We start from the raw sequence: 12,833 nt of genomic DNA, 5'->3' as shown, positions 1-12,833 counted from the left end.
GCGACCTACTCTCCCACACCCACAAAAGTGCAGTACCATCGGCGCAAAGAGTCTTAGCTACTGGGTTCGGAATGGAACCAGGCGTTTCCCTCTCGCTATAACCACGGAAAATCTTCCGAATAAAAAGCCTCAGCCTCCCGAAGGAAGCCCAGGATTGTTATCCAAAAACCATACAGTGAACGCAAACACACAATTCCTCGAAAAAATAAGCCTTCAGCCTATTAGTACCAGTCAACTCCACGAGTCTTCAGTCCCCGCTTCCATACCCGGCCTATCAACCTCATCATCTATAAGGAGCCTCACACACCAAAAAGTGCCAGGAAATCTCATCTCGAAACAGGCTTCCCGCTTAGATGCTTTCAGCGGTTATCCCTCCCGAACGTAGCCAATCAGCCATGCACCTGGCGGTACAACTGACATACCAGAGGTTCGTCCGTCCCGGTCCTCTCGTACTAAGGACAGCCTTTCTCAAATTTCCAACGCGCGCAGCGGATAGGGACCGAACTGTCTCACGACGTTCTGAACCCAGCTCGCGTACCGCTTTAATGGGCGAACAGCCCAACCCTTGGGACCGACTCCAGCCCCAGGATGCGACGAGCCGACATCGAGGTGCCAAACCATGCCGTCGATATGGACTCTTGGGCAAGATCAGCCTGTTATCCCCGAGGTACCTTTTATCCGTTGAGCGACGGCCGTTCCACAACGTACCGCCGGATCACTAGTCCCGACTTTCGTCCCTGCTCGACCTGCCAGTCTCACAGTCAAGCTCCCTTGTGCACTTACACTCAACACCTGATTGCCAACCAGGCTGAGGGAACCTTTGGGCGCCTCCGTTACACTTTAGGAGGCAACCGCCCCAGTTAAACTACCCATCAGGCACTGTCCCTGAACCAGATCATGGCCCGAAGTTAGACATCCAGATTGACCAGAGTGGTATTTCAACAACGACTCAACACAAACTAGCGTCCATGCATCACAGTCTCCCACCTATCCTACACAAGCCAAACCAAACACCAATACCAAACTATAGTAAAGGTCACGGGGTCTTTCCGTCCTGCTGCGCGAAACGAGCATCTTTACTCGTACTGCAATTTCGCCGAGTTCATGGTTGAGACAGTAGGGAAGTCGTTACTCCATTCGTGCAGGTCGGAACTTACCCGACAAGGAATTTCGCTACCTTAGGATGGTTATAGTTACCACCGCCGTTTACTGGGGCTTAAATTCTCAGCTTCGCCACAAAGGCTAACCAATCCTCTTAACCTTCCAGCACCGGGCAGGAGTCAGTCCGTATACATCGTCTTACGACTTCGCACGGACCTGTGTTTTTGATAAACAGTCGCTTCCCCCTGGTCTCTGCGACCCATACACGCTCCAGGCAGCAAGTGCCCATCACGCTCAAGGTCCCCCTTCTCCCGAAGTTACGGGGGCATTTTGCCGAGTTCCTTAACCATGATTCTCTCGATCGCCTTAGTATTCTCTACCTGATCACCTGTGTCGGTTTAGGGTACGGGCGGCTAAAACCTCACGCCGATGCTTTTCTCGGCAGCATAGGATCACCAAATCCCCCAAAAACGGAGTCCCATCACGTCTCAGGCACACAGCCGGCGCATTTAACAACCGACAACCCTACACGCTTAGACCACGACAACCATCGCGTGGCTTGGCTACCTTCCTGCGTCACACCTGTTAACACGTTTACCTCCAAAGATCGGGTCCCACAACCCACACAACACACAAACAAAAGCCTGCACATCATGCTTCGCATGGTTAGCATCACAATATCAGTATGGGCGGTTCTTCACCGGTACGGGAATATCAACCCGTTATCCATCGACTACGCCTGTCGGCCTCGCCTTAGGCCCCGACTAACCCAGGGCAGATTAACTTGACCCTGGAACCCTTGATCATCCGGCGGATGAGTTTCTCACTCATCTTTCGCTACTCATGCCTGCATTCTCACTCGCATAGCCTCCACCACTGGTTTACACCGCAGCTTCAACGGCCACACGACGCTCCCCTACCCAACAATCCAAAAAGATCATTGCCACAACTTCGGCGGTGTACTTGAGCCCCGCTACATTATCGGCGCAGAATCACTTGACCAGTGAGCTGTTACGCACTCTTTCAAGGGTGGCTGCTTCTAAGCCAACCTCCTGGTTGTCTAAGCAACTCCACATCCTTTCCCACTTAGCACACGCTTAGGGGCCTTAGTTGGTGGTCTGGGCTGTTTCCCTCTCGACAATGAAGCTTATCCCCCACTGTCTCACTGCTACGCTCTCACTTACCGGCATTCGGAGTTTAGCTGACGTCAGTAACCCGTGAAGGCCCATCGGCCATCCAGTAGCTCTACCTCCGGCAAGAAACACGTAACGCTGCACCTAAATGCATTTCGGGGAGAACCAGCTATCACAGAGTTTGATTGGCCTTTCACCCCTATCCACAGCTCATCCCCTCCATTTTCAACTGAAGTGGGTTCGGTCCTCCACGACGTCTTACCGTCGCTTCAACCTGGCCATGGATAGATCACTCCGCTTCGGGTCTAGGTCATGCCACTCAAACGCCCTATTCAGACTCGCTTTCGCTACGGATACCCCACACGGGTTAACCTCGCGACATAACACTAACTCGCAGGCTCATTCTTCAAAAGGCACGCTGTCACCCCAAAAGGCTCCAACGGCTTGTAAGCACACGGTTTCAGGTACTATTTCACTCCCCTCCCGGGGTACTTTTCACCATTCCCTCACGGTACTGATTCACTATCGGTCACTAAGAAGTATTTAGACTTACCAGGTGGTCCTGGCAGATTCACACGAGATTCCACGAGCCCCGTGCTACTCGGGTGGCCACACCACGGACAGAACAATTTCGATTACGGGACTCTCACCCTCTACGGCCGACCATTCCAAGTCGTTCACCTACCATCCTGAACATCATGCCGGCAGCCAGTTAGAACTGCCACTGTGACTCCCACAACCCCCATGATGCAACGCCTAACCGCTATCACACACCACAGGTTTAGTCTCTTCCGCTTTCGCTCGCCACTACTCACAGAATCATTACTTTATTTTCTCTTCCTGCGGGTACTGAGATGTTTCACTTCCCCGCGTTCCCCCCAACCAGCCTATACATTCAGCTGGCGGTAACTCACCATGAAGATGAGCTAGGTTTCCCCATTCGGAAATCCTCGAATCAACGCCCAGTTATCGGCTCCCCGAGGCTTATCGCAGATTCACACGTCCTTCATCGGCTCTTAATGCCAAGGCATCCACCGTGTGCCCTTAATAACTTACACACAATCAAGAAAAATAAGAATCTAAAATCAACAATCAAACCAACACAACATTGATTCAACGCAAATTCCAGAAGATGCTCGCGTCCACTATATAGTTCTCAAACAACAACCCACAACACAACAACAACACAAACAAAAACATCTGCATCATCACCATGCCAGGCAAAAACAGGAACAACACACACGTGTTACCCCAAAACCCAACAATGCGCCTCATCCAACCCAAAACCAACATTCCACCCATGAGCAAAACCACCCATCCGACACTCGCAGACAGCATGGCCAACTAAATGTGCTCCTTAGAAAGGAGGTGATCCAGCCGCACCTTCCGGTACGGCTACCTTGTTACGACTTAGTCCCAATCGCCAATCCCACCTTAGACGGCTCCCTCCAAAAGGTTAGGCCACCGGCTTTGGGTGTTACCAACTTTCGTGACTTGACGGGCGGTGTGTACAAGGCCCGGGAACGTATTCACCGCAGCGTTGCTGATCTGCGATTACTAGCGACTCCGACTTCATGGGGTCGAGTTGCAGACCCCAATCCGAACTGAGACCGGCTTTTAGGGATTAGCTCCACCTCACAGTATCGCAACCCTCTGTACCGGCCATTGTAGCATGCGTGAAGCCCAAGACATAAGGGGCATGATGATTTGACGTCATCCCCACCTTCCTCCGAGTTGACCCCGGCAGTCTCCTATGAGTCCCCACCATAACGTGCTGGCAACATAGAACGAGGGTTGCGCTCGTTGCGGGACTTAACCCAACATCTCACGACACGAGCTGACGACAACCATGCACCACCTGTATACCAGCCCCGAAGGGAAACACCATCTCTGATGCGGTCCAGTATATGTCAAGCCTTGGTAAGGTTCTTCGCGTTGCATCGAATTAATCCGCATGCTCCGCCGCTTGTGCGGGCCCCCGTCAATTTCTTTGAGTTTTAGCCTTGCGGCCGTACTCCCCAGGCGGGGCACTTAATGCGTTAGCTACGGCGCGGAAAACGTGGAATGTCCCCCACACCTAGTGCCCAACGTTTACGGCATGGACTACCAGGGTATCTAATCCTGTTCGCTCCCCATGCTTTCGCTTCTCAGCGTCAGTTACAGCCCAGAGACCTGCCTTCGCCATCGGTGTTCTTCCTGATATCTGCGCATTCCACCGCTACACCAGGAGTTCCAGTCTCCCCTACTGCACTCTAGTCTGCCCGTACCCACTGCAATACACGGAGTTAAGCCCCGGCCTTTCACAGCAGACGCGACAAACCGCCTACAAGCTCTTTACGCCCAATAATTCCGGACAACGCTCGCGCCCTACGTATTACCGCGGCTGCTGGCACGTAGTTAGCCGGCGCTTTCTCTGCAGGTACCGTCAATTTCTCTTCTTCCCTGCTAACAGAGGTTTACAACCCGAAGGCCGTCATCCCTCACGCGGCGTCGCTGCATCAGGCTTGCGCCCATTGTGCAATATTCCCCACTGCTGCCTCCCGTAGGAGTCTGGGCCGTGTCTCAGTCCCAGTGTGGCCGGTCACCCTCTCAGGCCGGCTACCCGTCGTCGCCTTGGTGAGCCATTACCTCACCAACAAGCTGATAGGCCGTGAGCCCATCTATAACCACTACATAACGCTTTCCACCAACACCCCATGCGGAGATTGGTCGTATCCGGTATTAGACCCAGTTTCCCAGGCTTATCCCAGAGTTAAAGGTAGGTTACTCACGTATTACTCACCCGTTCGCCACTAATCCACCTAGCAAGCTAGGCTTCATCGTTCGACTTGCATGTGTTAAGCACGCCGCCAGCGTTCGTCCTGAGCCAGAATCAAACTCTCCGTTGAAAAAATAGAAAAGTTCGATAACCTGATCTCAAACAGCGAATCACACACGGGGGTGTGCGACTCAAGCTGACTAAATTTGAAACCATTTGATGATTATCAAATATAAATAAATATTTGGTATTAGTTTCAGTTTCCATCACCATTCGGTGATTTTATTGAACAAAGCACACTATTGAGTTCTCAAGCAACACACCGATTCAACACCTCAACTACTCGTACAAGAAGTCTCACCGTTGAACGGTCATTCTCTTTATCATCATTACCGCGTTCCCGCGGCAACCCAATCAACTGTACCAGCGTTTTGTTTGCCATGCAAATCCGATTTCCGTGATTCACACCACAAAGTTTCTTTCCTAAACTCCTTCACATCACCAGAAAATGACCAAGAATTCCTTCAAGCAAGAAACCAAAACACTATACAATTGAAAGCCAGTCAAACCGCTCCTGACTAGGAGAAACACCGAAGAAAACTCTTCGTTTTTTCCTCCTCGCCGCGGCGACTCATACAACTATACAGACCCCCAAACACCCATGCAACCCGAAAAAGGGTGAAGTAGGACACAAATAAGGGTCTTTAAGTTCATTCTGACCTGAAGACCAGGATAAAACCCCTAGTCAATGCGGGGTAAGAGCCTCAAAAATTCTTCAAAAAAATCTTAAAAATCCCCATAAAAGCCCGAAAATCCCCCAAAATCCCTCCGGAAACCCCCACCGGATGCGCAAAAGACCCCCAAACCAAAGAAAAGATGGGGAAGGGGCTATCGCCCCTCCCCCACATCCTAACGTTCCCGTTCCTCAACACAGCTCCCTAGCGCACCCGCCATAAAGAGCCCCGCCATAAAGAAAAAAGGGAGGCGCCCTTCACAGGACGCCCCCCCTACGTTCATAAACCTACGGAACGGTTATCGTGACAACTTACTCGGCAGCCACCGCACGACGGCGGGACACATCGTACAGAGTAATGCCCACAGCCATCGCCGCATTCAGCGACTCCATCGCCGAATCAATCGGAATCGACACAATCTGATCGCAGTTCTCGGTCACCAGGCGGGACAGGCCCTTACCCTCAGAACCGACCACCACGCACAGCGGCTCATTCGCAAGCTCCAGAGCCGGTAGATCAATATCGCCACCGCCATCCAGACCAATCACAAAAATGCCCTGCTCCTTAGCCTGCTGAATCACACGAGTCAAGTTCGTAGCCATCGCAACGGGAATACGAGCAACCGCACCGGCACTCGTCTTCCACGCACCGGCGGTCACGGCAGCCGAACGACGCTCCGGAATAATCACGCCGTCACCGCTAAACGCCGACACGCTACGAATAATCGCACCCAGGTTACGGGGGTCGGTAATACCATCCAGCGCCACAAACAGCGGCGGAGTCGACAGCTTACCCGAGTGCCAACGCTCCATCGTATCCAGCACCAGATCGGTAGCATCCGGGTACTTGTACGGCGGAATCTGCATCGCAACGCCCTGATGCACCGCACCATCGGTCAGACGATCCAGCTCGCTACGCGGAATCTCCAGCATCGGAATATTGCGCTTATTCGCAATCGTCATGATCTCGCGGACGCGGTCATCCACCTCAATGCGGCTCATAATGTACAGATGCTTCGAAGGAATCTCGGTACGCAAAGCCTCCAACACCGCATTACGACCAGTCACCAGCTCATCGCTGGCACGCTTACCGCCCAAACGAGTCTGGAACTTACGGTTCGTACCGGTCGCCGCGCGACGCTCAGCCGCACGCTTCATCTTATACGCCTTGTGGTAAACGCGATCCTCAGCCTTCGGAGTCGGACCCCTACCCTCAAGGGCCTTACGGCCGTGACCGCCGGTGCCCTTAGTAGCACCCTTCTTCTTGCTGGTAGCGCCCGGGCGCGAACCTGCCTTAGCCATTCTTCTCTTCCTTCGTCAAAGTAATGAATACGAGTCTACGCGAGAAGACCCGCAACGCCTAAGCCCCCAACGCAGAACGCGGGGCACATCACTGCGGAAACTATGCGATGCTCCAGCTCGAACCCTCAGCGCCGTCACGCACCTTCACACCCGCAGAGAACAGCAGGTCGCGCATCGCATCGGCCTTAGCCCAATCCTTCTGGGCACGTGCATCCGCACGCTCCGTCAGAACCGCCTGAATCAGAGAATCCAGAGCCTCGTGCTCAGCATCCGAGGCGCCCTCAGCGTTAAAGCTCATCAGCTGCGCCAGCCCCAGAACCTCAGCCATAGCCATCACGGCGTTAGCCGCCTCCGAAGCATCCTCACCGGCGGCGAGCGCCGCATTACCCGCGCGAGTCTGCTCGTGCAAAACCGCCAGGGCGCGCGGAATGTTCATATCGTCATCCATCGCCTCGGCGAAAGCCTCCGGAACCTCGCGGCCGGGCTTCAGCAACTCCTGAGTTGCGGCCAGGAACGACTCAACGCGCTCAATAGCCGTTGCGGCCTCCTGCAGAGAGGACGGGCGGTAATCCAGCACCGAGCGGTAGTGGGCGCTACCCAGGTAGTAGCGAACCACCAGCGGACGAGCCATTTCCAGCATCTGCGCCGGCGAAATCGTATTACCGATAGACTTCGACATCTTCTCACCCTCATAGGTGACCATGCCGTTGTGCATCCAGAAGTTCGCGAAATCATCGCCGGCCGCGGTCGACTGAGCCAGCTCATTCTCGTGGTGCGGGAAGCGCAGGTCCAGGCCGCCACCGTGAATGTCGAAACGCGAACCCAGGTACTTACCAGCCATCGCCGAGCACTCCAGGTGCCAACCCGGGCGGCCACGGCCCCACGGGGACTCCCACGAAGCGGTCAGCGGCTCGCCCTCCTTATAACCCTTCCACAGCGCAAAATCGCGAGGGTCGCGCTTACCGCGCGGATCGGCATCCGCTGAATCCTGCATATCGTCAATGCTCTGGTTGGTCAGCGAGCCGTACTTCTCCCAGGAACGCACGTCAAAGTACACGTCCCCCGAATCGTCCAGCGCCGGGTACGCGTGGCCGCGGTCAATCAGGCGCTGAATCAGGGCAAACATCTCCGGAATATGGCCGGTTGCACGGGGCTCGTAGGTCGGCGGATCAATACCCAGCGCCGCATAGGCCCGAGCAAATACCTTCTCAAAACGGTACGCAAGCGCCCACCACTGCTCATTCGGGAACTCACCCTCAAAACCGGGCTGCATGGAATCAGAGGACTTCGCCAAAATCTTGTCGTCAATATCGGTGACGTTGCGGACCGTTGTCACCTTCAGGCCGTGGTAGCGCATCCAACGATTCAGCTGGTCAAACACCAGCGCAGAACGGATATGGCCCAGGTGCGGCTCACCCTGCACCGTGGCACCACAATAGTAGATACGCGCCTCACCGGGCACGACGGGCTCAAACTCGCGGATAGTCGCGGAAGCTGAATCATAAAAACGCATAGTCACACTCTCATTTTACGGGGTCGGTTCAGACACCGGGGCGGTAGGTTACGGAATGGGTCAAGCCAGGCAGAGGCCGAGCAGTCCTCTAAGGACGCTCATACACCAGCGCCGTCGCAATCGCGGCCACGCCCTCCCCGCGGCCCGTCAAACCCAAACCGTCAGTAGTCGTAGCAATCACCGTCACCGGAGCCCCCGCCGCCTCGCTCAGCACGCGGTTCGCCTCCTCGCGACGCGGCGAGAACTTCGGGCGGTTACCAATCAGCTGAACGCTCACATTACCAATCTCAAAGCCGGCCGCACGCACAATCGCCGCTGCCTCCGAAAGAATACGAACGCCCGAGGCTCCCTTCATATCCGGGCGATCCACACCAAAGTTCGAGCCCAAGTCCCCCGTGCCGGAGGCGGCGAAGAGCGCATCCGCGGCGGCATGGGCCACCACATCGCCATCGGAGTGGCCGCTCAGGCCCCGCTCCCCCGGCCAGTGCAGGCCGGCAATGTGCAGGGGCGTGCACTCCGGGCCAAAAGCGTGAACATCAACGCCGGTGCCAACGCGCGGAATAACAGTCATCATGAGTCCTTCGCTCGATAGATACTAGACAGAAGAAGAGGGGATGCTCAGGGGCGCGTTCCGCCAAAGAGCGCCCGCGCCACCTTCAGATCCATAGGGGTGGTCACTTTAAAGGCATCCTCGTGCCCGGCCACCGTCAGCACCGGCTCGCCGGCCGCCTCCATCGCCATTGCATCGTCGGTCAGCAATTCGGCTTCCTCGGGAGGCAGAGCTCGGCTCCGCTCGTGCGCCGCCAGTAGCGCCGACACTTCAAAACCCTGCGGGGTCTGCACGGCGCGCATGCTCGAACGGGCCGGGGTGCCCGTAACCACAGCGGAGGCGTCCACCGTCTTGATGGTGTCGACCACCGGCAAAACCGGGATAACCGCGCGCACCGTCCCCGCGGCGACGCGGGTGCCCAGGCCCTCCAGCACACGGTGGTACACCTCCGGCGGGGTGAAAGAGCGGGCACAATCGTGAATCAGCACATAATCTACAGCAATCTCGGCCTCACGGAGCGCGTCAAGAGCCGCCACCACCGATGCGGTGCGGGTGTCACCGCCGACCGTCACCACTGCCTCGGCGCGGCGCGCATCCTCAAGAAGCTCAGGGCAGAGGCTCTCGCACTCGGCGGGCACCGTCACCACCACGTGCTCGGCAACCCGCGATTCGCGGGCACCTTGCAGGGCGTGGTCGAGTAGCGTGCGGCCCTGCACGCGAACCGCGGCCTTCGGGATCGGCTCGCCCAGGCGTGTTCCCGAACCGGCACCCAGCACGATGACGGCCACGCGAGAGGGGTCCTTGCACTGCCGGTTCTGCGCGGGTTGGTTCTGCACAAATCGGTTCTGTGCGTTGGCCTCGGCGGTCACGGAATTAGCGGTAAAGCTCATGCGTACTCTCCTCGGCTCGCCGCTAATTCTCGAACTTATAGCCCAGGCCGCGAACCGTCACCACGTAGCGCGGTGCCGAGGAATCCGGCTCAATCTTGGAACGCAAGCGCTTAATGTGCACGTCCAGAGTCTTCGTGTCACCCACGTAGTCCGCGCCCCACACACGCTCAATCAGCTGGCCGCGCGTCATCACGCGACCAACGTTGCGTAGCAGAATCTCCAGCAGCTCGAATTCCTTCAGCGGCATGGGTACTTCCTCGCCGTTGACCGTCACCACGTGACGATCAATATCCATGCGCACGGGGCCGCCCGTAAGAACCGCATCCGTCGGCGTGTCGGGCTCAGCGGAACGGCGACGCAACACCGCACGGATGCGTGCAATCAGCTCACGCGCCGAGTACGGCTTCGTCACATAGTCGTCGGCGCCAAGCTCCAGGCCAAACACCTTATCCAGCTCGGAGTCCTTGGCGGTCAGCATGATAATCGGCACCGAGGACACCTCGCGGAGCTTACGGCACACCTCCGTGCCTGGCATGCCGGGAAGCATCACGTCCAACAGCACCAAATCGGCACCCTCGCGTTCGAATGTAGGCAGCGCATCCAGGCCGTTATCCACCACGACCGTCTGAAAACCCTCACGCCCCAGCAGGAAGGCCAGGGGATCTGACAGGGCCTCTTCGTCCTCAACAATCAAAATTTTCGACATACTTCATCCTTGATTCCCATAAAACCTATACCGCTAACACTACACTGCGAGCGGTGCCTCCGGCGCCTCGGTCAGCGGAAGGGCCAGCGTAAACGTCGAACCCTCCTGTGGCATCGAACGCACCGTCACGCTGCCGCCGTGCTGAGTCATCACGTGCTTCACGATGCTCAGCCCCAGGCCCGTGCCGCCGGTCTGACGCGAACGGGCCGGGTCCACCCGGTAAAAGCGCTCGAAGATGCGCTTCTGCTCATCCTCGGGAATACCCACGCCCTGATCCGACACCTCGATGAGTAGCTGATCGGCCACACGGTGCACCAGGATGTCCACCTTCGTGTGCTCGGGCGAGTAGCGAATCGCGTTCTCCACCAGGTTCTGCACGGCCATGCCCAGGAGCTCAGCGTCGCCGTACACCTCGGGGGCATCCTCAATGCGGCTGGAAACCTGGATGTCCTTCTCCTCGGCGGCCAGGTGGGAGCGGTCCATCGCATCCGCTACAAGGGTGGGTACGGACACCGGGCCGCCGCGGGCAATCACGTCGGTCGACTGCAAACGGGAGAGTTCAATGATGTCGCGCACCAGCGCGGAGAGGCGACGCGTCTCCTTGTGCAGACGACCCACAAAGTACTCAATCGCCTCCGGGTCATCGCTAGCCTGCTCAATCGCCTCCGCGAGCAGACTCACCGCGCCCACAGGTGTCTTCAACTCGTGCGACACGTTTGCCACAAAGTCGTTACGCATGCGCTGCACGCGAGAAATTTCGGTGCGGTCGTCGGCGAGCACCAGGATGTATTCGTCACCCAGGGAGGCCACGCGAACATCCAGGACTAGTGCCTCCCCCTCGCCGCGGTCAATCTCAAAGCTTTGCTCAGCAAAAATACCGCGGTGACGCACCGTGCGAACCATATCAGCCAACTCGGGCGAGGTAACCGTGTGCCCTCGCACCAGACCCATCGCGTAGGCGCCCGGCGAGGCCTGCACAACTCCCCCCACCTCGTCGATGACCAGGTAGGCGCGGCCAATCACCGCCAGCACCTGAGCGGCACCATCGCGCAGCGTCGGCGCGGACACGAGGCTACGCTCACGCTCACGCTCGCTACGGGCCACTGCATTCATGCTCAGGACGCCGACCAGCAGACCTATCATGCCCGCAATGAAGGCGATCAGACCGGCATCCATACGTTTTTCCTCCTGCGTGGGGTATCTTCCACAAGTATATTAAACAGCCACCTGTCCGAGAGGCCGGCCCACGCAATGAGCCGCCCACCGAAACGGTGAGCGGCTCATGATTACGCGGGCGCTCCGCGGAGCGAACCTCACGAGAGGTAATTACTTACCCTGGTTTGCCACAGCTGCGATGGCGTCCTTAGCGGCCTCGGGGTCGAGGTACTCGCCAGCCTTAACGGGCTTGAAGTTCTCGTCCAGCTCGTAGTACAGCGGAATACCGGTCGGGATGTTCAGGCCGGCAATGTCCTCGTCGGAGATACCCTCGAGGTGCTTCACCAGCGAGCGCAGGGAGTTACCGTGCGCTGCCACCAGAACGGTCTTGCCAGCTGCCAGGTCAGGCTTGATGTCCGACTCCCAGTAGGGGAGCATGCGACCCAGAACGTCCTTCAGGCACTCGGTGCGGGGAGCGTTCTCAACGTTGGCGTAACGGGGGTCGTGTGCCTGCGAGTAGGGGTCGTTGTCGTCCAGCGGGGGCGGCGGAACGTCGTAGGAACGACGCCAGGTCATGAACTTCTCGTCGCCGTATTCCTCGCGGATCTCGGACTTGTTCTTACCCTGCAGGGCGCCGTAGTGACGCTCGTTCAGGCGCCAGGTGCGCTTGACGGGAATCCACAGGCGGTCCGCTGCATCCAGGGCGATGTTCGCGGTGTTGATGGCGCGACGCTGCAGGGAGGTGTGCACAACATCGGGGAGGATGTTACGCTCTGCCAGCAACTCGCCGCCGCGCTTAGCCTCGGCGCGGCCCTTGTCGGTCAGATTGACGTCCACCCAGCCGGTGAACAGGTTCTTCTCGTTCCACTCGGACTGGCCGTGGCGCAGGAGTACTAGTTTGTAAGTCATGCTTCTATTTTTTCATTTACCCGCCGGTTTGTCATGCCTTCGAGGGCAGAAAATACGGGTTCTCCCAAAAACTTGCCGGATGC

7 protein-coding genes and 3 rRNA genes are annotated in these 12,833 nt (G+C 57.1%); all 10 read right to left on the bottom strand.

Translation table 11 applies throughout. The features are described 5' to 3' along the window. A 5S ribosomal RNA gene (gene rrf / locus JX292_RS06635) occupies positions 1 to 109 on the bottom strand; the annotation flags it as partial. 92 nt (positions 110 to 201) lie between these two features. Further along, a 23S ribosomal RNA gene (locus JX292_RS06630) occupies positions 202 to 3,292 on the bottom strand. Positions 3,293 to 3,595: 303 nt separating this feature from the next. Further along, positions 3,596 to 5,122, bottom strand: a 16S ribosomal RNA gene (locus tag JX292_RS06625). Between the two features lie 915 nt (positions 5,123 to 6,037). Then, entirely contained in the window at positions 6,038 to 7,027 is a 990-nt protein-coding gene (gene rlmB, locus JX292_RS06620; RefSeq protein ID WP_204862790.1) for a 23S rRNA (guanosine(2251)-2'-O)-methyltransferase RlmB, read from the bottom strand. A gap of 100 nt (positions 7,028 to 7,127) precedes the next feature. Then, positions 7,128 to 8,546 (bottom strand): cysteine--tRNA ligase, encoded by a 1,419-nt coding sequence (gene cysS, locus JX292_RS06615; RefSeq protein WP_204862788.1) that lies wholly within the window; start codon positions 8,544 to 8,546, stop codon positions 7,128 to 7,130. A gap of 82 nt (positions 8,547 to 8,628) precedes the next feature. Then, positions 8,629 to 9,111, bottom strand: a complete 483-nt coding sequence (gene ispF / locus JX292_RS06610; RefSeq protein ID WP_204862808.1) for a 2-C-methyl-D-erythritol 2,4-cyclodiphosphate synthase — start codon at positions 9,109 to 9,111, stop codon at positions 8,629 to 8,631. 47 nt (positions 9,112 to 9,158) lie between these two features. Further along, positions 9,159 to 9,980 carry a 2-C-methyl-D-erythritol 4-phosphate cytidylyltransferase gene (gene ispD / locus JX292_RS06605; protein WP_204862787.1) on the bottom strand — a complete coding sequence of 274 codons (822 nt, stop codon included), beginning with the start codon at positions 9,978 to 9,980 and terminating at the stop codon, positions 9,159 to 9,161. A gap of 22 nt (positions 9,981 to 10,002) precedes the next feature. Further along, entirely contained in the window at positions 10,003 to 10,686 is a 684-nt protein-coding gene (locus JX292_RS06600; RefSeq protein WP_204862785.1) for a response regulator transcription factor, read from the bottom strand. A 39-nt stretch (positions 10,687 to 10,725) separates the two neighbouring features. Further along, positions 10,726 to 11,862: a sensor histidine kinase gene (locus tag JX292_RS06595; protein WP_204862783.1), complete on the bottom strand. Its 1,137-nt coding sequence runs from the start codon at positions 11,860 to 11,862 to the stop codon at positions 10,726 to 10,728. Positions 11,863 to 12,012: 150 nt separating this feature from the next. Next, complete coding sequence (locus tag JX292_RS06590; protein ID WP_070648280.1) at positions 12,013 to 12,750, bottom strand: phosphoglyceromutase; 738 nt, start codon at positions 12,748 to 12,750, stop codon at positions 12,013 to 12,015. Between the last annotated feature and the right edge of the window lie 83 nt (positions 12,751 to 12,833).

Origin of the sequence: Rothia mucilaginosa, assembly GCF_901875305.1 — a bacterium.
Classification (GTDB): domain Bacteria; phylum Actinomycetota; class Actinomycetes; order Actinomycetales; family Micrococcaceae; genus Rothia.
This window is presented reverse-complemented; position numbering and strand designations above follow the sequence as displayed.

Bases quoted from the DNA above. Each gene is read 5' to 3' on its own strand.
- JX292_RS06600 (WP_204862785.1), bottom strand. From the start codon at position 10,686: ATGTCGAAAATTTTGATTGTTGAGGACGAAGAGGCCCTGTCAGATCCC.
- ispF (WP_204862808.1), bottom strand. From the start codon at position 9,111: ATGACTGTTATTCCGCGCGTTGGCACCGGCGTTGATGTTCACGCTTTT.
- ispD (WP_204862787.1), bottom strand. From the start codon at position 9,980: ATGAGCTTTACCGCTAATTCCGTGACCGCCGAGGCCAACGCACAGAAC.
- rlmB (WP_204862790.1), bottom strand. From the start codon at position 7,027: ATGGCTAAGGCAGGTTCGCGCCCGGGCGCTACCAGCAAGAAGAAGGGT.
- JX292_RS06595 (WP_204862783.1), bottom strand. From the start codon at position 11,862: ATGGATGCCGGTCTGATCGCCTTCATTGCGGGCATGATAGGTCTGCTG.
- JX292_RS06590 (WP_070648280.1), bottom strand. From the start codon at position 12,750: ATGACTTACAAACTAGTACTCCTGCGCCACGGCCAGTCCGAGTGGAAC.